The sequence below is a fragment of the Saccharopolyspora cebuensis genome, assembly GCF_039542665.1.
GTDB lineage: Bacteria > Actinomycetota > Actinomycetes > Mycobacteriales > Pseudonocardiaceae > Saccharopolyspora > Saccharopolyspora cebuensis.
The window spans coordinates 563,030-586,542 of sequence record NZ_BAABII010000016.1; the positions used below are offsets into that span (position 1 = coordinate 563,030).

General features: G+C 72.9%; 20 protein-coding genes and 1 riboswitch. Of the genes, 8 read left to right on the forward strand and 12 right to left on the reverse strand.

The features are described from left to right. Positions 1 to 1,248 carry an ergothioneine biosynthesis glutamate--cysteine ligase EgtA gene (gene egtA / locus ABD976_RS22860; RefSeq protein ID WP_345366505.1) on the reverse strand — a complete coding sequence of 416 codons (1,248 nt, stop codon included), beginning with the start codon at positions 1,246 to 1,248 and terminating at the stop codon, positions 1 to 3. Positions 1,249 to 1,472: 224 nt separating this feature from the next. On the opposite strand from egtA, the gene ABD976_RS22865 reads away from it, so the two are divergent. The 3 genes from ABD976_RS22865 to ABD976_RS22875 all read left to right on the forward strand — a co-directional run bounded on the left by ABD976_RS22865 (position 1,473) and on the right by ABD976_RS22875 (position 5,804). Continuing rightward, positions 1,473 to 2,066, forward strand: a complete 594-nt coding sequence (locus tag ABD976_RS22865; RefSeq protein WP_345366507.1) for a TetR/AcrR family transcriptional regulator — start codon at positions 1,473 to 1,475, stop codon at positions 2,064 to 2,066. A 66-nt stretch (positions 2,067 to 2,132) separates the two neighbouring features. After that, positions 2,133 to 4,199, forward strand: a complete 2,067-nt coding sequence (locus ABD976_RS22870) for an FUSC family protein (RefSeq protein WP_345366509.1) — start codon at positions 2,133 to 2,135, stop codon at positions 4,197 to 4,199. Positions 4,200 to 4,304: 105 nt separating this feature from the next. Then, on the forward strand, positions 4,305 to 5,804 hold the full coding sequence (locus tag ABD976_RS22875) for an alpha/beta hydrolase (RefSeq protein ID WP_345366512.1): 1,500 nt from the start codon (positions 4,305 to 4,307) through the stop codon (positions 5,802 to 5,804). A gap of 48 nt (positions 5,805 to 5,852) precedes the next feature. On the opposite strand, the gene ABD976_RS22880 is transcribed toward ABD976_RS22875, so the two are convergent. After that, positions 5,853 to 7,325, reverse strand: a complete 1,473-nt coding sequence (locus ABD976_RS22880; RefSeq protein ID WP_345366514.1) for a peptide MFS transporter — start codon at positions 7,323 to 7,325, stop codon at positions 5,853 to 5,855. Between the two features lie 371 nt (positions 7,326 to 7,696). Here ABD976_RS22880 and ABD976_RS22885 point away from each other — a divergent pair, with 371 nt between their 5' ends. From ABD976_RS22885 to ABD976_RS22895, 3 genes are all read left to right on the forward strand, one after another. Continuing rightward, on the forward strand, positions 7,697 to 9,025 hold the full coding sequence (locus tag ABD976_RS22885) for a hemolysin family protein (protein WP_345366516.1): 1,329 nt from the start codon (positions 7,697 to 7,699) through the stop codon (positions 9,023 to 9,025). Next, a complete protein-coding gene (locus ABD976_RS22890; RefSeq protein WP_345366518.1) occupies positions 9,022 to 10,062 on the forward strand; it encodes a hemolysin family protein in 1,041 nt (346 codons plus the stop codon). Before ABD976_RS22885 ends, ABD976_RS22890 begins: the two co-directional genes overlap by 4 nt. A 100-nt stretch (positions 10,063 to 10,162) precedes the next feature. Continuing rightward, positions 10,163 to 11,077: a 3-methyladenine DNA glycosylase gene (locus ABD976_RS22895; RefSeq protein WP_345366520.1), complete on the forward strand. Its 915-nt coding sequence runs from the start codon at positions 10,163 to 10,165 to the stop codon at positions 11,075 to 11,077. A gap of 84 nt (positions 11,078 to 11,161) precedes the next feature. Here the strand turns inward: ABD976_RS22895 and ABD976_RS22900 are convergent, their stop codons facing one another. The 8 genes from ABD976_RS22900 to ABD976_RS22935 all read right to left on the reverse strand — a co-directional run bounded on the left by ABD976_RS22900 (position 11,162) and on the right by ABD976_RS22935 (position 18,630). After that, positions 11,162 to 11,443, reverse strand: a complete 282-nt coding sequence (locus ABD976_RS22900) for a HesB/YadR/YfhF-family protein (RefSeq protein WP_345366523.1) — start codon at positions 11,441 to 11,443, stop codon at positions 11,162 to 11,164. Positions 11,444 to 11,586: 143 nt separating this feature from the next. After that, the gene (gene gcvP / locus ABD976_RS22905) at positions 11,587 to 14,490 is read right to left on the reverse strand and encodes an aminomethyl-transferring glycine dehydrogenase (RefSeq protein WP_345366525.1); all 2,904 of its coding nucleotides are present in this window, start codon (positions 14,488 to 14,490) and stop codon (positions 11,587 to 11,589) included. 174 nt (positions 14,491 to 14,664) lie between these two features. Continuing rightward, positions 14,665 to 14,765: riboswitch (glycine riboswitch) on the reverse strand. A gap of 23 nt (positions 14,766 to 14,788) precedes the next feature. Continuing rightward, positions 14,789 to 15,355 (reverse strand): MerR family transcriptional regulator, encoded by a 567-nt coding sequence (locus ABD976_RS22910; RefSeq protein WP_345366527.1) that lies wholly within the window; start codon positions 15,353 to 15,355, stop codon positions 14,789 to 14,791. A 221-nt stretch (positions 15,356 to 15,576) separates the two neighbouring features. Continuing rightward, positions 15,577 to 16,053, reverse strand: coding sequence for a bifunctional nuclease family protein (locus ABD976_RS22915; protein ID WP_345366529.1), 477 nt, complete (start codon positions 16,051 to 16,053; stop codon positions 15,577 to 15,579). 382 nt (positions 16,054 to 16,435) lie between these two features. Further along, a complete protein-coding gene (gene garA, locus ABD976_RS22920; protein WP_345366531.1) occupies positions 16,436 to 16,903 on the reverse strand; it encodes a glycogen accumulation regulator GarA in 468 nt (155 codons plus the stop codon). A gap of 116 nt (positions 16,904 to 17,019) precedes the next feature. After that, complete coding sequence (gene gcvH, locus ABD976_RS22925; RefSeq protein ID WP_345366533.1) at positions 17,020 to 17,406, reverse strand: glycine cleavage system protein GcvH; 387 nt, start codon at positions 17,404 to 17,406, stop codon at positions 17,020 to 17,022. Between the two features lie 124 nt (positions 17,407 to 17,530). Then, positions 17,531 to 18,232 (reverse strand): cardiolipin synthase ClsA, encoded by a 702-nt coding sequence (gene clsA / locus ABD976_RS22930; RefSeq protein ID WP_345366535.1) that lies wholly within the window; start codon positions 18,230 to 18,232, stop codon positions 17,531 to 17,533. Between the two features lie 182 nt (positions 18,233 to 18,414). Then, complete coding sequence (locus tag ABD976_RS22935) at positions 18,415 to 18,630, reverse strand: hypothetical protein (RefSeq protein ID WP_345366537.1); 216 nt, start codon at positions 18,628 to 18,630, stop codon at positions 18,415 to 18,417. A gap of 280 nt (positions 18,631 to 18,910) precedes the next feature. On the opposite strand from ABD976_RS22935, the gene ABD976_RS22940 reads away from it, so the two are divergent. Both ABD976_RS22940 and ABD976_RS22945 read left to right on the forward strand, forming a co-directional pair. Continuing rightward, positions 18,911 to 20,788: a propionyl-CoA synthetase gene (locus ABD976_RS22940; protein ID WP_345366539.1), complete on the forward strand. Its 1,878-nt coding sequence runs from the start codon at positions 18,911 to 18,913 to the stop codon at positions 20,786 to 20,788. 96 nt (positions 20,789 to 20,884) lie between these two features. Beyond that, the gene (locus ABD976_RS22945; RefSeq protein ID WP_345366541.1) at positions 20,885 to 22,468 is read left to right on the forward strand and encodes a beta-N-acetylhexosaminidase; all 1,584 of its coding nucleotides are present in this window, start codon (positions 20,885 to 20,887) and stop codon (positions 22,466 to 22,468) included. Between the two features lie 70 nt (positions 22,469 to 22,538). Here ABD976_RS22945 and ABD976_RS22950 read toward each other — a convergent pair whose 3' ends face one another. Together ABD976_RS22950 and ABD976_RS22955 are read right to left on the reverse strand one after the other, a co-directional pair. Then, on the reverse strand, positions 22,539 to 22,784 hold the full coding sequence (locus ABD976_RS22950) for a phosphopantetheine-binding protein (protein WP_345366543.1): 246 nt from the start codon (positions 22,782 to 22,784) through the stop codon (positions 22,539 to 22,541). A 53-nt stretch (positions 22,785 to 22,837) separates the two neighbouring features. Further along, positions 22,838 to 23,491, reverse strand: coding sequence for an isochorismatase family protein (locus tag ABD976_RS22955; RefSeq protein ID WP_345366545.1), 654 nt, complete (start codon positions 23,489 to 23,491; stop codon positions 22,838 to 22,840). Positions 23,492 to 23,513 lie beyond the last annotated feature (22 nt).

Below are 23,513 nucleotides of genomic sequence, written 5' to 3' on the forward strand. Positions count from 1 at the left end.
TCACCTCCGGATATCGGTGGTCCGCCGTTCGGCGTCCTCGAGCCTGTCGGTCACGAAGTCGGTGAGCCGGGCGGGCAGCCCGGCGGGCACGTCCGGGCCCCGCAAGCACCGGCGCACCAGTTCCAGGACGTCGCGCGCGCAGCGGGCCAGCGCGGGATCCCGCAGCCCGACCCGGGCGGCGGGGTACCAGCGGCCGACGGCGGGCGCGGTGAGCTCCAGCAACCGGTCCACCGCGGACTCGTCCCGGAACAGCGCGATGAGCGCGGCCGCCGGCAGCATCCAGTCATCGCCGGGCAGCGCGTCGAGGTACCGGATCTCCAGGTAGCCGCGCGGCCGCACCGGCGTGAACGCGGTGCTCAGGTGGTAGTCCAGGTCCTCGCGGGTCGGCCGGGTCGGCAGCGAACCGCCGATCCACTCCGCGAAGCTGACGCCCCGGGGCGCCGTCCAGTCGTCGCCCTCGCGGCGCAGGCACACCAGCGGGACGTCCAGCATCCGCTTGGCCCACCCGATCGCCGGGTCGCCGCCGACCGGGCCCGGCCGGGTGCGCGGCGGATCGGTGCGCAGCACCGAGCGGGTCCGCGCCGAGACCCAGCCGGTCTCCGCGCCGAACAGCCGCGGGGAGTTGGCGAACATCGCCACCATCACCGGCCCGACGGCGTGCAGCGCGGCCCAGCGGGCCGCGATCCGGTCCGGTTCCCCGGCGTCGATGCAGACCTGGATCCCCGCGGTGCTGCACATCATCAGCCGACCGTGGACGCCGATCCGGTCGAAAGCGGCCTCCATCGCGGCGTAGCGCGGCACCCGCAGCAGGCGGTGCGGTGTCCGCCAGGGATCGGTGCCGTGCTCGCCGAGGACCAGCCCGGCCGGGCGCAGCCGCCGCCGGATGTGCTCCGCGTCGGCGGTGACCACGCCGAACAGCGCGTCCATCGACGTCGTGGGAGTGCTGGAGAGCTCGACCTGGCCACCTGGTTCGACGGTGAGAGCGGAACCGTTCGGCAGCGGCTGTTCCGGGCTGCCGGGGGCGAGGGAGCGGGGTGCGTGCGGGCCGAGGGCGTGCGCCAGAACCTCGGCGTCGAGCGGCCTGCGGGGATCGTCGGCGTGGTGGACGGTCCATTCGAGCTCGACACCGAGCAAGCGGGGAGGGCCGTGCTTGAAGCAGACCGAGGCCACGTAGGCTTCGGCCTCCGCGCGGGTGCGGATGAGCGAAGTCGGGTAGTCGGCCGCGGCCGGGTCGATCGACACGGACATCCTCACCCCCAGGTTCGGGCCGGGAGTCCGACGCTACCGCCACCGGACCGACTTCCGCATCCCTTGTTCTGGTGACCGGACTTCGCCAGGTGCCCGCCGCGGAGCCGGTTTCGCCGGATTTCGCGGCGGGTTTCGTCGCGGGCCGGCGCCGGCGCCACCGCCGTCGCGCCGCAAACCGTACGTACGGATTGCACGTGCCGCGGCGGACCTGCAACGATCACCGCATGCCCCGGGTCAGCCAGGACCACCTCGCCGCCCGGCGCCGTCAGATCGTCGACGGCGCCCGGACCTGCTTCGCGCGCTTCGGCTACGAAGGTGCCACGGTCCGCAGGCTGGAGGAAGCCACCGGGCTGTCCCGCGGCGCCATCTTCCACCACTTCAAGGACAAGGAGTCGCTGTTCCTCGCCCTGGCGGAGGACGACGCCACCCGGATGGCCGATGTCGTCGCCGAGCAGGGGCTCGTGCAGGTGATGCGCGACCTGCTCGCCGACCCGGACCGCAGCCGGGGCCACGCCCCCGGCGTCGACTGGCTGGGCACCCGGCTGGAGGTGTCCCGGCGGCTGCGCACCGACGCCGAGTTCCGCGAGCGCTGGGCGCAGCGCTCGCAGCAGCTCACCACGGCCACCCGGGCCCGGTTGCAGTGGCAGCGCGATTCGGGCAACCTGCGCGACGACGTTTCCGTCGACGTGCTCACCTCCTACCTGGAACTGGTGCTGGAAGGCCTGGTCTCGCACCTGGCGATGGGCCTGCCCTCCGGGCACCTCGAAGCGGTGCTCGACGTCGTCGAGGAGAGCGTGCGCCGGTACCGGGCGCGCTGACCCGCTCGGCGGTGCGCCGCACCCGGGCGTACCCTCCTGGCGCGAGCGGCGCGACGGAGGGGCACTGTGGTCTGGCGCGAGTGGTGGAACCGCTTCCTCGCCTCTGATCCGGCGTTGCGCCGACTGCGCACCGCGATCAGGGTGACGCTGAGCGTCGCCCTGACCCTGGCGATCATGCTCCCGCTGCTGGCGCGGTGGGGACTGCCGCTGCCGCAGGCGCTGCTCGGCGCCGTGGTGGCGATCAACTGCTCGCTGGGCATCAACGAGCCCGACCGGCGCCAGCAGCAGCTCACCCACCTGCTGATGCCGCTGCCCACCACGCTGTCGGTGCTGCTGTCCACCGCGACCGCCCCGATCCCGGTGCTGCAGAGCGCGCTGTTCCTGGTGGTGATCTTCGCCGCCACCTACGTCCGGCGCTTCGGCAGCCGCTGGTTCCCGCTGGGCATGGTCGCGTTCATGGGCTACTTCTTCACGATGTTCCTGCGCCCGCAGCTCGCGCACGTGCCGGCGCTGCTGGCGGCGGCGGTCTGCGGCGCGCTGGCGGCGCTGGTGCTGCGCTTCGCGGTGCTGCGGGACGATCCCGCCGGGGTGCTGGCCCGGGGCAGGCGGACGCTGCGGGCGCAGGTGCACGGGCTGCTGCACGCGGTGCGCGACGTGGCCGAACGGCCGGAGAGCGGCCGGGAGCGCCGCGCCCTGCACGACCGGACGGTCCGGCTGAACGAGACCGCCCTGATGCTGCGCAACACCGTCGACCGGCTGGAGACCCTCGACGAGTCCGGCCGCGACGTGCTGGCCCAGCGGATCCTCGACGTGGAGCTGGCCGCCGAGAACCTGCTGCCCCCGGCGATGCGCCTGATCGACGACACCCCCGGCGGCGGTGCGGTGGCGACCGCGATCGGCGAACTGCTCGCGGTGCTCGACACCGACCCCAGCCGCCTGCCGGAGGCCACCCGGGACGTCGCGGCGCGGGCCGAGCAGCACGGACCGCCGGAGATCGCACCGCGGATCCGGCGGCTCGGCTCGGGGCTGGCCGAGCTGGCCCACGCCACCGCCGCGGTGGGCACCGACCGGGGCGGCGCGCCGGTCCGGCGCGACGACGACGAGCAGGCGGCGGAGCAGACCGGGCTCGACCGCCCGGAGGTGCGCACCGCGGTCCAGGTGACCTGCGCGGCGGCGGTGGCCATCGTGGTCGGCCAGCTGGTCGCGCCCGGCCGCTGGTACTGGGCCGTGATCACGGCGTTCGTGGTGTTCATCAGCGCCCACAGCCGCGGCGAGCTGCTGGTGCGCGCCTGGCAGCGCACGGCGGGCACGGTGCTCGGGGTGCTGGCCGGGATCCTGGTCGCCTCGCGGATCACCGGCGACCTGGTGGCCGAGTTCGGGGTGATCCTGCTCTGCGTGTTCCTCGGCTTCTACTTCGCGGGCTACTCCTACGCGCTGCTGACCTTCTTCATCACCACCATGCTCGGCGCGCTCTACGGGATGCTGGGCAACTTCAGCCCCGCCGTGCTGGAGGTCCGGCTGCTGGAGACCGCGGTGGGCGCGCTGGCCGGCGTGCTGGCGGCGGTCTTCGTGCTGCCCACCCGGACCCGCTCCCTGGTCCGCAGCAACATCGAGGAGTTCCTGCTGGAGCTGCGCTCGATGCTGCGCGCGGCGGGCACCGAGATCGACGAGTCGGGCACCGCCACCGGCGCCACGGCCACGATCCGCGATCTCGACGACCGGCTGCACCAGGTGGTCGGCAGCGCCCGCCCGCTGACCACCTACCGGTGGCGGTCCCGGCGGTCCCAGGTGGAGCGCTCGGTGACCGCGCTCAGCGGCTGCGCCTACTACGCGCGCAACCTCGCGGTGCAGCTCCCCGGCGCGGTGGGCCGGACCGACGCGGTGAGCCGCGAGGCGCTCTGCGAGGCGCTGTGGGCGCTGGCCGACGCGGTGGAGGCGATGACCGACGACGCCCAGACCGGTTTCGACGAGGCGATGTCGGCGGCGCAGCACTACGCCGAACGGCTGCACGACGCCGCCGACGGTACCGGCTCCGGACCGCTGGACCGGACCCTCGGCTGGCTGGACCGGCTCACCCGGGTCGTGGCCGACCTGGCCCGGGAGCTGGAGGTGCCCGGCGCCGGCGTGCGCTGACCGCCACCCCATCGGGGGAAACCCGCGACACGGGCGCCGCGCGCCCGGGGCCGGACCGCTCGGCGCCCTAGCCTGCCCTGGTCCGCGGCCCGAGAGGAGACGTGCGTGCAGCGTTCGACCGCGCTGGGCCTGATCGCGGCCACCGTGCTCGCGACGTGCCCCGCCGCCCAAGCCGCCCCCGCCCTGCACTTCGGTCCCTGCCCCGAGGACGTCAGCACCCCGTACCCGGAGCTGCGCTGCGCGGGGCTCGACGTGCCGCTGGACCACGCGGACCCGGCGGCGGGCACGGTGCGGCTGCTGATCTCCCGGCTGCCCGCGCGCGATCCGGCGACCCGGCGCGGCGCGCTGCTGACCAATCCCGGCGGCCCCGGCGGCCCCGGGATCGCCTTCGCCGGATCGCTGAGCCGCCGGCTCCCCGACGCCGTGCTGAACAGCTACGACCTCATCGGCGTGGACATCCGGCACACCGCGCACAGCACCCCGATCCACTGCGTCGACGCGGCGACCTACTGGCGCGCGCCGCTGCCCGACCCGGACGCCGAGGCAGCGCGCGAGCGGAACTGGCGGCGCGCGGCCGAGTACGCGGCGGGCTGCGCGCAGCGCGCCGGCCGGTACCTGCCGCACCTGACCACGCCGACCATCGCGCGCGACCTCGACCTGGTGCGGGAGGCGCTGGGCGAGCAGCGGATCAGCTTCCTCGGCTACTCCTGGGGGACCTACCTGGGCGCGGTCTACGGCCGGCTCTTCCCGCACCGGGTGGACCGGATGGTCCTGGACAGCGTCGTCGACCCGAGCCGGGTCTGGTACGCGAACAACCTCGCCCAGGACGTCGCGGTGCAGCGGCGGCTGGGCCGCTACTTCGACTGGGTCGCCCGGCACCACGGGACCTTCGGGCTCGGCGCCGACCGGGAGCGGGTGCACTCGGCTTGGCGCGCGGTGCGAGCCGAGCTGCGGCGCGCCCCGCGCGGACCCCTGGGGCCCTCGGAGCTCATCGGCACCACCTTCACCGCGCTCTACGGCGAGGACGACTGGATCCGGCTGGCGGAGGCGCTGGCCGCCTTCCACCTGCGCGGCGACGACCGGCCGCTGGTCGGGATGGTGGTGCCCAAGGACGCCGCCGCCGAGAACGCCAACGCGATCTACAACGCCGTCGAGTGCGCCGACGCCCCGTGGCCCGCCGACCGGGCGACGTGGGAGCGCGACGCCGCCGCGATGGCCCGGCACAGCCCGCTGGCCGCCTGGTACAACCTCTGGTCGGTGGCGCCGTGCCGCACCTGGCCCGCGCCGAGCGGGCAGCCGGTGCGGATCACCGGGGCGGGACTGCCCCCGGTGCTGCTGCTGAACTCGGTGCACGACGTGGCCACGCCCTACGCCGGGGCACTCCGGATGCACCGGGCGCTGCCGTCCTCGGTGCTGGTCACCGAACGCGACTCCGGGGCGCACGGCCTCTACGCGATGGCGGGCAACGCCGAGATCGACCGCATCGGCACCGACTACCTGGTGCGGGGCTCCCTGCCCGCGGGCGACGTCGCGGTGCCCGGGCACCCGAAGCCGGATCCGGCCGCCCCCGGGCCGCCCCGGGGCAGGCAGCTCGTCCTGCGCTGAACCCGCCGGGGCCCGCCGAACTCGGACGCGGGCCCCGGCGGTGCGGGATCAGAGCACGCCGTGCATGTACTTCTTGATGCTGCGCGAGGCGACGAACAGCAGCACCCCGCAGGCGATGGTGGCCAGACCGATCAGACCGAAGTAGAGCTGCTGGTTCTCCACCGAGTAGAGCTTGACGAGCTGGGCGCCGAGGCCCTGGCCCATCGCCGGGGCCAGGAAGTACAGGCCCATCGTCTGCGAGGCGAAGACCTTCGGGGCCAGCTTGGTGCTCACCGACAGGCCCACCGGCGAGAGCATCAGCTCACCCACGGTCATCAGCACGAACACCAGCGCCAGCATGATCGGCAGGTGCTGCTCGCCGCCGACGGTCTTGGACAGCACGACCCACAGGAAGGAGATGCCGACGAAGACCAGGCCGCCGACGAACTTCCTCGGCGTGGAGGGCTGCCGGTCGCCGAGCTTGATCCACAGCGTGGCCATCACCGGGGCGAGCACGATGATCGTCAGCGGGTTGAGCGACTGGAACCACGACGCCGGGATCACGAACCCGAAGATCTGCAGGTCGGTGTCGGTGTCGGCGAGGTTGGCCAGGGTGTTCGGCTGCTGCTCGAACAGCAGGAAGAACAGCGCGGTGGCCAGGAACAGCGGGATGTAGGCCACCAGCCGGTCCCGCTCCACCTTGGTGATCTGCTTGCTGCTCAGCATCACCGCGAAGTAGCCGATCGGCAGCACCGCGGAGATGAAGCTGATGGTGTTGACCAAGCCGCCGAGGCCGAGGATCCCGGTCACCGACAGGGCCACCAGGACGCCGACGAAGACCACCGCGATGACCACCGCGCGGCCCAGCACCCGGACCTTGTGCTCGGCGGGCAGCGGGTTGACCGGCTTGAGGCCGGCGCTGCCCAGGTTCTTGCGGCCGATCAGGTACTGGACCAGGCCGAAGGCCATGCCGACGGCGGCGGCGCCGAAGCCGACGTGCCAGTTGATCTTCTCCCCGAGCGTGCCGCAGATCAGCGGGGCGGCGAACCCGCCGATGTTGATCCCCATGTAGAAGATCGAGAAGCCCGCGTCGCGGCGGGTGTCGTCCGCGGCGTAGAGCCCGCCGAGGATGCCGGAGATGTTCGGCTTGAGCAGGCCGGTGCCGATCACCAGCAGGAACAGGCCGCCGACCACGACCGGGATGCCACCCGGCAGCGCCAGGCAGATGTGCCCCAGCATGATGATGAAGCCGCCGTAGAAGACCGCCCACTGAGCGCCGATCACCCGGTCGGCCAGCCATCCGCCGAGGACACCGGTCATGTAGACCGACGCTCCGTAGACGCCGACGACCGACAGCGCGGTCGATTCGGGGATGCCGAGGCCGCCCTCGGCCACCGAGTAGTAGAGGTAGAACCCCAGGATCGCGCGCATCCCGTAGTAGGAGAAGCGCTCCCACATCTCGGTGAAGAAGAGCGTCATCAGGCCCCGGGGATGGCCGAGGAACCCTGTCTTCGGCGCGTCCGCAACCGTGTTCGTGGTCACGATCACGTCCTCTCGTGCGTGTGGCTACGCGGCGGTAACCGCTGGACAAACTCGCGGCAGGCTACGCCTCCGAACGGGTGAGATCACCCACGGGGTCACTTCTCGCCACCGCGGGGCCTCGGCTCCCCGGGTTGGGAGGCATCATCACGCCGCGTCCCGGTGACCGCAGCGCGGCCGTCCCGGCGACCGTGACGGCGTCGTCACCCCCGCACTGCTCCGTTCGGGATATACTCGCGCCGTATTTCTCCCATTTCCCGCAGAGGAGTGACGACTTCAGTGCCAGCGGCACAATCTCCCGAGGGCAGTACCGAGCCGGGACATAGTCCCGGCTTTTTGCAACGCGGCACCTCCCCCCGGCGAGGTGAGCGGTGATGGAAGTACTGCTCACCGTGCTCGGACTGCTGTTCGTGGTCGTGCTGACCACCGGAACCGCGATGGCGGTGGCCGCCGAGTTCTCCCTCACCTCGCTGGAGCGCAGCACGGTCGACGCCCACGTCAACGAGGTCGGCGACCGGCGATCCACCTCGGTGCAGCGCGCCCACCGAACCCTGTCCTTCCAGCTCTCCGGCGCGCAGGTCGCGATCACGCTGACGACGCTGATCACCGGTTACATCGCCGAACCCGTCATCGGCGAGCTGATCCGCCCGCTGCTGACCGGGGCGGGCCTTCCCGACGGCGCGGCCGGGGCGGTCTCGCTGACCGTCGCGATCCTGCTGGCCACCACGCTGTCGATGGTCTTCGGCGAGATGGTGCCGAAGAACCTGGCCATCGCCCGGCCGCTGGCCACCGCGCGCGCGGTCGCCGGCTACCACGGCCGGTTCTCCACGATCTTCCGCTGGTTGATCGACTCGATGAACAACAGCGCGAACTGGGTGGTCCGGCGGTTCGGCATCGAGCCGCAGGAGGAGCTGCGCTCGGCCCGCTCGCCCGACGAGCTGGGCTCGATCGTGCGGTCCAGCGCCGAGCACGGCACGCTGGACCGCGCCACGGCGCAGCTCATGGACCGCTCGCTGCGCTTCGGCGACCGCTCCGCGGAGGAGCTGATGACGCCCCGCGTGAAGGTCGAATCCCTGTCCACCGAGGACAGCGTGGTCGACCTGCTGGCCATCGCCCGGCGGACCGGGTTCTCCCGGTTCCCGGTCACCGGCGACGACCTCGACGACGTCCACGGGGTCGTGCACGTCAAGCAGGCGTTCGGCATCCCGACCGAGCAGCGCGCCACCACCCGGGTCGGGTCGCTGACCCGGCCGGTGCCCACGGTGCCCGACACCCTGGACGGCGACTCGCTGCTGGAACGGCTGCGCGGCTCGGGGCTCCAGCTCGCGCTGGTGGTCGACGAGTACGGCGGGACGGCGGGCATCGTCTCGCTGGAGGACGTGGTCGAGGAGATCATCGGCGACGTCCGCGACGAGCACGACCGCCGCGAGGTCCCCTCGGTCCGCAAGGTCGGCGAGCTCACCTGGATCATCTCCGGGCTGCTCCGCCCCGACGAGCTGGCCGAGGCCACCGGCTTCGCGGTGCCCGACGGCGACTACGAGACCATCGCCGGTCTCGTGCTGGGCGAGCTCGGCCGCATCCCGGAGGTCGGTGACCAGGTCTCGGTCGGCGATTCCCGGCTCACCGTGGTCCGGATGGACAAGCACCGGATCGCCGAGCTGCGGCTGGTGCGCACCACCGAGGACGAGGAGGGCGCCCGATGAGCGACGGACTCGCAATCGGCCTCGCGGTACTCCTGCTGCTGCTCAACGCCTTCTTCGTCGGCGCCGAGTTCTCCCTGCTGTCCTCCCGCCGCGACCGGCTGGAGGCGCTGCTCGACCAGGGCGTCGGCCGCGCCCGGATCGTGATCGCCGCGAGCAAGCAGGGCTCGCTGATGCTCGCCAGCGCCCAGCTCGGCATCACGCTGTGCTCGCTGGGGCTCGGCCGGGTCGGTGAACCGGCGGTGGCGCACTCGCTGGAGAAACTGGTGGCACCGCTGGGCATCCCGGACGCGGTGCTGCACGCGGTGTCCTTCGCGATCGCGATGGCCCTCGTGGTCGTGCTGCACGTGCTGGTCGGCGAGATGGTGCCGAAGAACCTGGCCATCGCCGAGCCGGAGCGGCTGGCGCTGTGGCTGGTGCCGCCGCTGGTCGGCTTCGTGAAGCTGGCCCGCCCGCTGATCGCGTTGTTCAACATGATGGCCAACGCGGTGCTCCGGCTGCTGCGGGTGGAGCCGAAGGACGAACTGGAGACCGCCTACACCTCCTCGGAGCTGGCGGAGCTGCTGGTGGAGTCGCGGCGCGAGGGGCTGCTGGAGCAGTCCGAGCACCGCAGGCTCGCGCAGACGCTGTCCTCGGTGGAGCACACCGTGGGCGACGTGCTGGTGCGGTTGGACGACCTGACCACGCTGCCCGAGCGCCCCACGCTCGGCGACGTGGAGGGAGCCGTCGCCGACACCGGCTTCTCCCGGTTCCCGGTCCGCGCGGACGGCGGTGCGCTGCTGGGCTACCTGCACATCAAGGACGTGCTGGACCAGGCCAGCAACGACCCGTCGACGCCGGTCTCGCCCGCACGGGTGCGCCGGCTGCCGACGGTGCAGGTGCACGCGCGGCTGGACGAGGCGATGACCTCGCTGCGGCGCGAGGGCAGCCACCTGGCGACCGCGGTGGACGACGCGGGCTCGCCGATCGGCGTGGTCGCGCTGGAGGACCTCGTCGAGGAGTACGTCGGCACGGTCCGCGACAGCACCCACGTGGGCTGATCGCGGCGCTGCGGCGGGGGCGGGTCCGGTGCGCCGGGCCCGCCCCTTTCCCGTGAGCCCGTGCTGTCGACGCGATCCCCGGTCCGTACGGTGGCCCGCGATGGACGTTCTCCCCGAAGCCGAGTGGCGTGCGCGCCGCGACGCGCACCTCGACCGGGTGCGCGAGTGGACCGTGCCGTACCGGGCGAGGCGGCAGCGCGACGAGCCGCACCCGGTGCTCGACTTCATGTGGAACTACTACTCGGTCCGCCCATCGGTGCTGGAGCGGTGGCAGCCGCCGGTCGGGATCGCGCTGGCCGGCGGGGACGAGTTCCTCGCCCGCCGGGAGTTCACCACGACCCCGCGCGGTGTCGCGCTGGCCCCGGAGGCGCTCACCGCCAAGCGCCGCACCGTGGTGCGGTCGATCCTGCGGCTGCTCGCGGCCACCGCCTCCCGGGCGCCCCGGCTGCACTGCTTCGGGCTGCACGAGTGGGCGATGGTCTACCGCAGCACGCCCCTCGACGTCCGGCACTCGGCGGTGCCGCTGCGGCTCGGGCACGCGGGAACCGACGCGGTGGTCGAATCGATGCCGATCCGGTGCACCCACCACGACGCGTTTCGCTTCTTCACCGAGGACGCGCGACCGCTCAACGCCCACCAGCCCCGGCGCAGCGACCAGGTGGAGCTGGAGCAGCCCGGCTGCCTGCACGCGAACATGGACCTGTTCAAGTGGAGCTTCAAGCTGGCGCCGTTCGTCCCGGCCGAGCTCGTCGCGGACTGCTTCGCGTTCGCGCTGCGGATCCGGGAGGTCGACATGCGCGCCAGCCCGTACGACCTGCGGGCGTACGGCTACGAGCCGATCCCGGTCGAGGAGTCCGCAGGCCGGACCGACTACGCGCGCAGGCAGCGCGCCTTCGCCGAGGAGGGAGCGGAGTTGCGCGGCCGCCTGCTCGACGCCGGGCGGTCGGTGCTGCGCTGGGCCGGGGAGCCGCTCGACGCGGAACCCACCGCTGCGGGGTCCGCGCGCGGGGGCTGACCTGACGGGGCTGACCCGGCGGGGGCTGACCCGGCGCCACCGAACAGCCGCCGGACCGGACGGTCCCGGCCCGGCGGCCCGGCCTCAATCGCGGATCGCCAACGCCAGTTCGCCGTTGTCGTCCCGCTCGGCGTCGAGGGTCTTGTCCCCCAACACCTCGGCGACCTGCGCCTCGAGGAAGACCCGAACGCCGGGTCCCTCGACCACCTGGTCGTCGGCCTGCGGCTCGGTGGCGACGGACGCCTGGAGACCGTCCCCGGCGGGGGCGATCCGCAGGCCGGAGGCCTCGGAGGTCTCCGTGGTCTCGTCGCCGCCGATGAGGACGAGCTTGATGACCTCGGCGGCGTTCTCGCTGATGGTGAGCATGATGCTCCACTCCTCTCGGAGCCGGTCACGTGAAGTGGCCACCGTGTCATCCGGGCCGACCCGACGCAAACCGGGGTCCGCCCGGCGTGTCGGACGGCCCTCGGTGGTCGTCCCGCGCCGGGCCGGACGACCACCGGAACCGCTCAGCTCTCGTAGGCCGACAGCGGCGGGCAGGAGCAGACCAGGTTGCGGTCGCCGCGCGCCTGGTCGACCCGCCGCACCGGCGGCCACACCTTCGGCGCGGAGGTGCCCATCGGGTAGGCGGCCTCGTCGCGACCGTAGGCGTGGTTCCACTCCCCGGCCAGCGAGGCCGCGGTGTGCGGCGCGTTCACCAGCGGGTTGTCGTCGGCGGGCCACTGCCCGGCCACGACCTTGTCGATCTCGGCCCGGATGGCCATCATGGCCTCGCAGAACCGGTCGAGCTCGGCCAGGTCCTCGCTCTCGGTCGGCTCCACCATGAGGGTGCCCGCCACGGGGAACGACATGGTCGGCGCGTGGATGCCGTAGTCGGTCAGCCGCTTGGCCACGTCGTCCACCGAGATCCCGCTCGTCTTGCTGATCTGGCGCAGGTCGAGGATGCACTCGTGGGCGACGTAGCCGCCCTGACCGGTGTAGAGCACCGGGAAGTAGCCGTCGATGCGGCGGGCGACGTAGTTGGCCGCGGCGACCGCCGTGAGGGTGGCCCGGCGCAAGCCGTCACCGCCCATCATGCGGATGTAGGCCCACGAAATGGGCAGGATGGAAGCGCTGCCCCAGGGCGCGGCGCTGATCGGCCCCACCCCCGTCTCGGGACCCGCCGCGGGCTGCAGCGGGTGGTTGGGCAGGAACGGCGCGAGGTGCTCCCGGACGCCGATCGGCCCCACGCCCGGCCCACCGCCGCCGTGCGGGATGCAGAACGTCTTGTGCAGGTTCAGGTGCGAGACGTCCGCCCCGAACTCGCCCATCCGAGCCAGGCCGATCAGCGCGTTGAGGTTCGCGCCGTCGACGTAGACCTGGCCGCCGCCGCGGTGCACGAGCCCGCACACCTCGCGCACGGTGTCCTCGTAGACGCCGTGCGTGGACGGGTAGGTGATCATGATCGCGGCCAGGTCGGCGGCGTGCTCCGCGACGAGTTCGCGCAGGTGGTCCAGCTCGATGTTGCCCGCGTCGTCGCAGCGCACCACGACCACGCGCAGCCCCGCCATCACCGCGCTGGCGGCGTTGGTGCCGTGCGCGCTGGCCGGGATCAGGCACACGTCGCGCTGCGCTTCACCACGGGCGTGGTGGTAGGCACGGATGGCCAGCAGCCCGGCGAACTCGCCCTGGCTGCCCGCGTTGGGCTGCAGGCTCACCGCGTCGTAGCCGGTGACCTCGGCCAGCCACCGCTCCAGGTCGGCGACCACCTCGAGGAGCCCGGCCGCGTCCTCGGCCGGGGCGAACGGGTGCAGCGCGGAGAACTGCGGCCAGGTGATCGGCTCCATCTCCGCGGTCGCGTTGAGCTTCATGGTGCACGAGCCCAGCGGGATCATGCTGCGGTCCAGCGCGATGTCCTTGTCCGACAGTCGCCGCAGGTAGCGCAGCAGCGCGGTCTCCGACCGGTGGGTGTGGAACACCGGGTGGGTCAGGTACTCGGAGGTGCGCCGCAGCGCGGTGGGCAGCGCGTCGGGCGTGGCGGCGTCGAGCTCGTCCAGGCCGACCAGCGCCCCGGAGTCCAGGCCGAACGCCTCGAACACCACCGCGAGGTGCTCCCGGGTGGTGGTCTCGTCGCAGCTCACGCCGACGTGGTCGGCGTCCACCCGGCGCAGGTTGATCCCGCCGCGCCGGGCGCGGGCCACCACCTCGTCGGCGGCCCCCGGCACCGCGGCCACCACGGTGTCGAAGAACCCGCCGTGCACCACCTCGACCCCGCCGCGGCGGAGCTGCTCGGCCAGCAGCGCGGCGAACCGGTGCGCGCGGGTGGCGATCGCCCGCAGCCCCTCGGGTCCGTGGTAGACGGCGTACATCGAGGCCACCACGGCAAGCAGCACCTGCGCGGTGCAGATGTTGCTGGTCGCCTTCTCCCGCCGGATGTGCTGCTCGCGGGTCTGCAGGGCCAGCCGGTAGGCCAGGTCGCCGCCCGCGTCCACGCTGACCCCGACCAGCCTGCCCGGGAGCTGGCGCTCCAGGCCCTTGCGGACCGCCATGTACCCGGCGTGCGGGCCGCCGAAGCCCATCGGCACGCCGAAGCGCTGGGTGGTGCCCACCACCACGTCGGCGCCGATCTCGCCCGGCGGGCGCAGCAGGGTCAGGGCGAGCAGGTCGGCCGAGACCACGGCCATCGCGCCGCGCCGGTGGACCTCGGCGATGAGCTCCTCCTGGTCGCGCACCGCCCCGGAGGCGCCCGGGTAGGCCAGCAGCGCACCGAAGAACTCGCCGTCCGGCAGCCCGGCGGCCCCGGCGGAGAGGTCGGCGACGACCACCTCGATGCCCAGCGGCTCGGCGCGGGTCCGCACCACCTCGATGGTCTGCGGCAGGGCATCGGCGTCGACGACGAACACGGCGGACTTCGCCTTGCCCGCGCGGCGGACCAGGGTCATGCCCTCGGCGGCGGCGGTGGACTCGTCCAGCATCGAGGCGTTGGCCAGCGGGACCCCGGTGAGGTCGGCGACCACCGTCTGGAAGTTCAGCAGCGCTTCCAGCCTGCCCTGCGAGATCTCCGGCTGGTACGGCGTGTAGGCGGTGTACCAGGCCGGGTTCTCCAGCACGTTGCGCAGGATCACCGGCGGCGTCGTGGTGCCGTGGTAGCCGAGGCCGATCATCTCGGTGTGCGGCGCGCAGCGGTCGGCCAGCGCGCGCAGCTCGGCCAGCGCGTCCGCCTCGTTGGCCGGGTCGGGCAGCGCCAGCGCCAGGTCGCGCTCGCGGACGCCGTCGGGGACCGCGCGCTGGCCCAGCTCCTCCAGCGAGCCCACGCCGATCACGTCGAGCATCCGGGCCAGCTCGGCGGGCCGCGGGCCGACGTGCCGGTCGGCGAACGGCGTGCCGTGCTCCAGCGCGGCGATCGGAATGCGGTCGTGGTTCACTTCGGTCATCGCCAACACCTCACTCATCGCGGCGAACACAGGGGGCGGGGCAGCGGACTGCTCCGCTCTCCCCCTCTGTCACTGTTCGCAGCGCGAACGCCTGAGAGCTTCACCCGGCGGACCGGGCTTGCACCGTCGGCGGGACGGCACCACGGCTGTGGTGCGCCCTCTTTCCAGAGGTATCTCGCCCGTGCGGTCCGGTGGGCCTGAGAGGTTGTCGGGGAGGGTTGCTCCTTCGGCGCCGACTCGGCCGTAGCCTTGCCGGACTCTCCCGCACGGGGTCGACGATGCCGCGAAGCCTACCCGATCAGCCGGTCTGCCGGTCCCTCCGGCGACGGGCCAGTTCGTCACCCACGGCGGGTTCGGACACCAGCCCGTCCGCCCGCTCGGCCGGGAACTCGTGGATGGTGCCGCTGATCTCCCGGACGGCACCGCTGACCGCGATGCCGAACACGCCCTGACCACCCTGGAGCAGGTCGACGACCTCCTCCGGGGAGGTGCACTCGTAGACCGTGGTGCCATCGCTGAACAGGGTCAGGCGGGCGAGGTCCTCGACCCCGCGGTGGCGCAGGTGGTCCACCGCGACCCGGATGTTGTGCAGCGAGACGCCGGTGTCCAGCAGGCGCTTGACGACCTTGAGGACCAGGATGTCCTTGAACGAGTAGAGGCGCTGCGAACCGGACCCGGCGGCGCTCCTTATCGAGGGGCGGACCAGCTTGGTGCGGGCCCAGTAGTCGAGCTGGCGGTAGGTGATGCCGGCGATCTGGCAGGCGGCGGGGCCCCGGTAGCCGACCAGCTCGTCGGGCAGCGCGGCGTCAGGCGCCGGCTCGTCCCGACCTCGGGCAGCATCCTCGCCGGGTGCTTCCTCGACCACGCCTGCCTCCCCTCGTCCGGCACGGAGCCGACCACCGGTTCCCGGGTCGACGATCCGGGACCGCGAACCCCTGCTCACCGGCGGAATCACACCGGAGCAATTCGCATCATCCGACGGTAGGCCGGTCCGGTGGGCAGGTCAACGCGACGCGCGGGTGACCCGACGAGCCGACCCCCGCGAAGGCGTTCGCGGGGGTCGGGAAGCCGCTGTCCGGGCGAACGTCAGGTGTCGGCGCCGCGGAAGTCCTCCGGCGACACCGAGTCGAGGAACTCGCGGAACTTCTCCACCTCGTCCTCCTGCTCGTCCGGGATGATCAGGCCCGCCTCGTCGAGCACGGATTCGTCGGCGTGGATCGGGACGCCGATGCGCAGCGCCAGCGCCACCGAGTCGCTCGGCCGCGCCGAGACCCGCACATCGCCGTCGAACACCAGCTCGGCGAAGAAGGTGCCCTCCTGCAGGTCGGTGATCCGCACCTGCTCCAAGTCCCGCCCCAGCGCGCCGATGACGTCCTTGAGCAGGTCGTGGGTCAACGGCCTCGCCGGTCGCACCCCCTGCTGCTCCAGCGCGATCGCCGTCGCCTCGACCGATCCGATCCAGATCGGCAAGTAGCGGTCACCGCTGGTCTCGCGCAGCAACAGGATCGGCTGGTTGGCTGGTAGTTCCACTCGCACGCCGACGACGCGCATCTCACTGCTCATCGTCACATCGCCTCCTCCAGCGCGCCGAAGCGTGGCATCCCCCTCCTCGAGGGTCGCGCACCGACGCTCCCGACGCTACCCGCGATACGGCGGACCCGCCCATTCCTGCGCGGTCCCGTCAGCCACCGTTCTCCCGGCCGTCCGGCGGCATCGATCGACAGCTCCCGGACCGCACCGCCACCGAGCGCGCTCGTCGTCGAGCACCTCTGCGCACGATACACCCCGGGGCCCGCCGCCGAGCCCGCCGAAAGGGCCGCTGAACGGGAGAACCGCTTGCCGCGCCGAAAGATTCCGGTCGCCGACCGCACTTCGCCTCGACGTGGTTCGGGGCGGCACCCGCTCGGCGCCGCCCCGCCACGATGACCCGGTCTCCGGCCTCCCGTCAGCGGCCCGCCGGGCCGCCCTCGACCGGCCCGGTCAGGTACACCAACCGGAACTTGCCGATCTGCACCTCGTCACCGTTGGCCAGCACCGAGGTGTCCACCGGCTCCCGGTTGACGTAGGTGCCGTTGAGGCTCCCCACGTCGACGACGACGAAGTTGCTGCCCTCGAAGCGGAACTCCGCATGGCGGCGGGACACCGTGACGTCGTCGAGGAAGATGTCGCTGTCCGGGTGGCGGCCGGCGCTGGTGATCTCCCGGTCCAGCAGGAATCGCGAACCCGCGTTGGGGCCGCGCTTGACCACCAGCAGGGCGGACCCCGCGGGCAGCGCATCGACCCCGGAGGCGGCCGGCTCCGCGGCGGGCGCGCTCTCGGTGCTTTCGGGCTCCGAGAGGAAGGGCCTGAAGACCGAGGTGGTCTCCGGTGACTGCTCCGGTGGAACGTCGCCGGAGCCGCTGTTCTGGCTCACCTGAGCTCTCCTCTACGCGGATCGATCGTGCCAAGTGTGTTCCAACGTACCGTGCCCTGCCAGGCACGGGACGCGCGACTCCCGAGATCGCCCCGTCGGCCGCGCGCGACCGGCGATCATGCCTGGTCGATCAGGTCCTGGTAGGCCTCCGGGGTGAGCAGCCCCGCCAGCGCCGCCGGGTCGTCGACGGCCAGCTCGATCATCCAGCCCTCGCCGAGCGGGTCGGTGTTGACCAGGTCGGGCTGCTCGTCCAACCGCTCGTTGCGGGCCACCACCCGGCCACCGACCGGCGCGTAGAGGTCGGAGACGCTCTTGGTCGACTCCACCTCGCCCATCGCGGACCCGGCCTCGACCTGCTGGTCGAGGTCCGGCAACTGCACGAACACCACGTCGCCGAGCTGCTGCTGGGCGTAGTCGGTGATGCCGATGCGCACCGTGGTGCCATCGGTGCCGAGCACCCACTCGTGCTCGGGGGTGTACTTGATCCCGTCCGGGGTCGCCACCTGGGTCCTGCCTTTCCTGACTCGAGCTGCGGATCCGGCCGCGACCGTGTCGCGTGATCGCGGCGGGAGCGTATGGGGGCCGGCCGGGCGGTCGCAAGGCGGGTCCGCCGGGGGCCGGGGCGGGTCAGCGGGGCGCCGACCGGGCCGACCGGACGGCCGCGACCACCTGCCCCAGGTACAGCACGCCCGCCCACAGGTAGAGCGCGCCGCCCCAGCAGGTGAAGGCGTAGGCGAACGGCCGCACCACCGAGGAGAACGCGAACTCGTTCTGCACCAGCAGCAGCAGCGGGAAGGCGTACATCAGGCAGAACGTGGCCGCCTTGCCCAGGTAGTGCACGTCGGGCGGTTCGAAGCCGTGCCAGCGCAGCACCGGCAGGCAGAGGGTGAGCACCACGTCGCGGCCGACCAGGGCGACGGCGACCCACCAGGGGACCACGTCGCGCAGGACGAAGGCGATCAGCGTGGCCACGATGTAGAGGCGGTCGGCGGCCGGGTCGAGCAGCTCGCCGATCCGGCTGTACTGGTTGAGCCAGCGCGCGAGCTTGCCGTCCAGCCAGTCGGTCGCGCCGCTGATGACGAGCACGAGCAGGGCGAGCAGATCGGCCTGCGGTCCGAGCAGCAGCCAGAGGAAGAGCGGGACCCCGGCGAGCCGGACCACGCTGAGCAGGTTCGGCAGCGTCAGCACCGGATCGGACCAGACGCCGGCGGCGGCTTCCTTGATCCGGGCGATGCCCGGGTCGCCGGGCGAACGGTCCCCGGTGGGCTCCGGGTCCACGTCGCGGTCCCCCGTCGTGTCGTTCGTGGTGCTGTCGGCTTCCTGCACCACGAGTCCTCCCCTGAACGGTTGTGCCCGGAAACAGCCGCGCCCCGGCCGGTCCTGCGCCGGGCGACCGGACGCGCCGCGTCCGCTGGCCTGATCAGGGTCTCACATGCGTCGGACCGGAGCCGTGGCGGCCGTGCCGGGAGGAGGTCGCGCCACCTCGGGTCCGGGCGCGGAAGGTGCGCCGATCAGCTCCTGCGGTGGCTCCAGCCCTGGCGGTGGAGGTCGGCGTCGGTCAGGAACCGGGCCCGGCCGCGGTCGTCGACGCCCGCCCAGCGGGCGCCGCTGACCCCTTCGCGGACGTAGGAATGACCACCGCTCCACACCACGCTGCACGGCGCGGTGGGCAGCTCCGCCGCCTTCGCCGCGGACTCGGTCGACTCCGTGCTGATGTCCGTGCTCATGGACGCACCTCCGTACCCCTAGTCGGTCCGATCGCCGACTCTGTTAGCGCGATCCCCGCCCCCGGTCGCAAATTGTGGGCGCCGGGGCGGCCGATGTCGCGCTGGCGCGCGGGCGCGGCGCCCAGCGGTCGTGGTCCGTCGACGAACCGCATCCGGCGGGCAGCGCGGCGGACAGCGCGGCCGAAGCGGTTCCGGCCGCTCGTCCGCGCGGTCCCTGGTCTCCCGGGCGGCGGTGCGGTAGGACTCAGGCGTTGCCGGTCCACCGCAGGAGGTCGTGCTCATGGGTGCCTACGCCGATGCCTACCAGCGCAGCTCGTCCGACCCGGAGGGCTTCTGGCTCGACGCGGCCGGGGCGATCGAGTGGGAGCGGGCACCGTCGCGGGCGCTGGACGACGAGCGCCCGCCGTTCTACCGCTGGTTCCCGGACGGCACGCTCAACACCTGCTTCAACGCCCTGGACCGCCACGTGCGCGACGGCCGCGCCGAGAGCACGGCGCTGATCTGGGACTCCGCGATGACCGGCACCGTGCGGCGCTGGACCTACCGCGAACTGCTCGACGAGGTCGCGCGCTGCGCCGGTGCGCTGGCGGGGCTGGGCGTGGGCGCGGGCGACCGGGTGGTGCTGTACCTGCCGATGATCCCCGAGGCCGTGGTGGCGATGCTGGCCTGCGCCCGGATCGGGGCGGTGCACTCGGTGGTCTTCGGCGGGTTCGCGCCCAAGGAGCTGGCGGCCCGCATCGACGACGCGCGGCCCGCGGTGGTGATCGCCGCCTCCTGCGGGCTGGAGCCGAGCCGGGTGGTGGAGTACAAGCCGATCGTCGACGAGGCGCTGCGGCGCACCGAGCACCAGCCGGACCGGGTCGTCGTGGTCCAGCGCGACCAGGTGCGCGCCGAGCTCGGGCCGCGCGACCTCGACTGGCACGACCTGGTGACCAGCGCCGAACCCGCGGACTGCGTCGCGGTGCGGGCCACCGACCCGCTGTACGTGCTGCACACCTCGGGCACCACCGGGCGGCCCAAGGGCGTCGTGCGGGACAACGGCGGGCACGCCGTGGCGCTGCGCTGGTCGATGGCGGCGGTCTACGACATCGGGCCCGGCGAGGTGTTCTGGACGGCCTCCGACGTGGGCTGGGTGGTCGGGCACTCCTACATCGTCTACGGGCCGCTGCTGGCCGGGGCGACCACGGTGGTCTACGAGGGCAAACCGGTGGGCACGCCGGACGCGGGCGCGTTCTGGCGGGTGATCGCCGAGCACCGGGTGAAGGCGCTGTTCACCGCGCCGACCGCGCTGCGGGCGATCAAGCGGGTCGATCCGGACGCCCGGCTGCGCGCCGAGCACGACACCGGTTCGTTGCGGACGCTGTTCCTGGCCGGTGAGCGGCTCGATCCCGAGACCTTCAGCTGGGCGTCCGGGACGCTGGACGTGCCGGTGGTCGACCACTGGTGGCAGACCGAGACCGGCTGGCCGATCTGCGCCAACCCGCGCGGGCTGGAACCGCTGCCGATCAAGCCGGGATCGCCGACGGTGCCGCTGCCCGGCTACCGGATCGCGGTGCTCGACCAGGGCGGACGCCCGGTGCCGCCGGGCACCGACGGGGCGCTCTGCCTGGAACTCCCGCTGCCGCCGGGCACGCTGCCGACGCTGTGGGGCGACGACGAGCGGTTCGTCGAGTCGTACCTGTCGCGCTACCCCGGCCACTACCTCACCGGCGACAACGGGCACCTGGACGCCGACGGCTACGCGTTCGTGATGGGCCGCACCGATGACGTGATCAACGTCGCCGGGCACCGGTTGTCGACGGGTTCGATCGAGGCGGTGCTGGCCGGGCACCCGGCGGTGGCCGAGTGCGCGGTGATCGGGGTGCACGATGCCCTCAAGGGGCAGGTGCCGCGCGGGTTCGTGGTGCTCAAGGCCGGGGTGGAGGTCGACGCCGCGGAGCTGCGCGCCGAGCTGGTGGCCGCGGTGCGCGCGCAGATCGGCCCGGTGGCGGCGTTCCGCGACGTGGCGGTCGTCGACGGGCTGCCCAAGACCCGCTCAGGCAAGATCCTGCGCAAATCGATGCGCGAGATCGCCGACACCGGGCGGACCTCGGCGCCCTCGACGATCGAGGACCCCGCGGTGCTGGAGGCGTTGACCGAGGCGCTGCGCGGGCGCTGATCCGGGGCCGTGCCCGATACATCCGTTCGGAGGCTCCCCGCGCCGGATGTGGTCTATACCTTTGAGGGCTACCGACATCCGACCCCGGAGTGGCACATGACCCGAACACCGCCCCGCACCGCCGTGCGCCGCGTGTCGCTGCTGGCGACCGCGCTCACCGGCGCGCTGCTCCTCGGCGGGACCGCGGCCCCCGCCCTCGGCACGCCCCAGGAGCAGGACTTGCACGACGTCGTCCCAGCACCCGAGTCGGTCCGACCGGACCCCGGCAGCACCTTCGAACTCACCCGGCACACCAAGATCCGGGCGGCGGGCGAAGCCGCGCCGGTCGGCGAGCACCTGGCCGGCCTGCTGCGCCCGTCGACCGGCTTCCCGATCCCGGTCAGCCGCGGCCAGGTCAAGGACGGCGCGATCGCGCTGAGCCTGGACGGCCGCGATCTCGGACCGGAGGGCTACCGGCTGGACGTCGACGACGACGTCGTGCGGTTGTCCGCGCAGACGCCCACCGGGCTGTTCCGCGGCGTGCAGACGCTGCGCCAGCTCCTGCCCCCCGCGATCGAGAGCCGCACCGAGCAGCCGGGCCCGTGGACGGTGCCGGGCGGCGAGATCGTGGACCGGCCGCGCTTCGGCCACCGCTCCGCGATGCTCGACGTGGCCCGGCACTTCTTCGACGTGGAGCAGGTCAAGCGCTACATCGACCAGCTCGCCCAGTACAAGATCAACCGGCTGCACCTGCACCTCACCGACGACCAGGGCTGGCGGCTGGAGATCGAGTCGTGGCCGCGGCTGACCGAGCACGGCGGCAGCACCGAGGTCGGCGGCGGCCCCGGCGGCTTCTACACCCAGGCCGAGTACACCGAGATCGTCGAGTACGCCGCGTCGCGGCACATGGTGGTGATCCCGGAGATCGACCTGCCCGGGCACACCAACGCGGCGCTGTCGTCCTACGCCGAGCTCAACTGCGACGGGGTGGCGCCGCCGCTCTACACCGGCATCGAGGTCGGGTTCAGCTCGCTGTGCGTGGACAAGGAGATCACCTACCGGTTCGTCGAGGACGTCATCCGCGAGGTCGCGGCGCTGACGCCGGGCGAGTACCTGCACATCGGGGGCGACGAGGCGCACTCCACCACCGATGAGGACTACCGGAAGTTCATGCAGCGGGTGGTGCCGATGGTGGCGAAGTACGGCAAGACCGCCGTCGGCTGGCACGAGTACGCCAAGGCCGCACCGCCCGCGGGCGCGGTGGTGCAGTACTGGGGCACCGAGAACGCCGACCCGCTGCTGCCCGAGGCCGTGGCGCGCGGCAACCGCATCCTGGTCTCCCCGGCGAACAAGTCCTACCTGGACCAGAAGTACCACGAGGGCACCGAACTGGGCCTGCAGTGGGCGGGGCTGACCGAGGTCGCCGACGCCTACGGCTGGGACCCCGGCAGCTACCTGCGGGGCGTCCCGGAGGAAGCGGTGCTCGGCGTCGAGGCGCCGTTGTGGTCGGAGACGCTGGAGACCTCCGACCACATCGAGTTCATGGCCTTCCCGCGGCTGCCCGCGATCGCCGAGCTCGGCTGGTCGCAGGCCGAGCACCACGACTGGGAGTCGTTCTCCCGGCGGCTGGCCGCGCAGGGCCCGCGGTGGGAGCACCAGGGCATCGACTTCTACCGGTCGGAGCAGGTCCCCTGGCCGTGATCCCCGACGAGAGCGGGCCGTCCCCCCACCGCGCGGTGGGGGGACGGCCCGCTCGACGACCCGCGGGTGCTCAGGCCGCGGTCTTCGGCCCCAGCACCGCCCACCAGTCGGCGAGCGTGGCGCGCTCGGCGAGGTCGGCGAAGGTGACCTGGACGCCGCGCTTGCGCCACTTCTCGACCAGGCTCATGATCCGCACCGAGTCCAGCCCCCAGTCGATGAGGTCCTCCTCGTCGGTCAGCTCGGCCGGGTCCTCGTAGAGCACCTCCGCCACGTCGCGGCGGACGTCCTCCAGGGTCAGGGCCGGTGCGTCGGACATGGATTCCTCCCCTCCGCGCGGCGGGGCGCCGCGCTCGCTCGTGCCGGGCGCGCTCACGCCGGCACCGGTCGGTCGGCGGCCAGCGCCGTGACGAGGCTGCTGGTGGACTCCACCACCGCGCAGCGCTTGGCCGCGTAGGACAGCGCCATCCGGTGCTCCTCCAAGGAGAAGTCGGCGACCGCGTCGGCCGCCAGGAACGCGCGGACCTCCTGCTGGAACGCCTCGGCGGCGGTCATCAGGCAGCCGATGTGGGCGTAGATGCCGGTGATGATGAGCTGATCGCGCCCCCACTCCCGCAGCATCTCGCGCAGCTCGGTGCGCTGGAAGGCGCTGTAGCGCCACTTGGTCAGCAGCACGTCGCGCGACCGGGGCGCCAGCTCGTCGATGATCGCCTCCTGCGCCGGGTCGGACACCCCCGGCCCCCACCACTCGAGCTGGAGGCCCCGCTGCTCGGGGGTCTGACCGCCCGGCTGGGCGCAGTAGACCACCGGCACCCCGCTGGCGTCGGCCTGCGCGCGCAGCATCTGGATGTTCGGGACGACCTCGTTCAGCGGTTCCCGATCCGGGGTGAAGGCGTTGACGAAGTGCCGTTCCATGTCGTGGATCAGCAGGACGGACCGCTGCGGATCGGGGCGCCAGCGCACCCGGTTCTCCGGCAGTTCCTCGTGCTGCGGGACGCGGTACGGTGCGATGCCCGGAAGCGCCACCTTGCTCCTCTCCTCGTGCGGT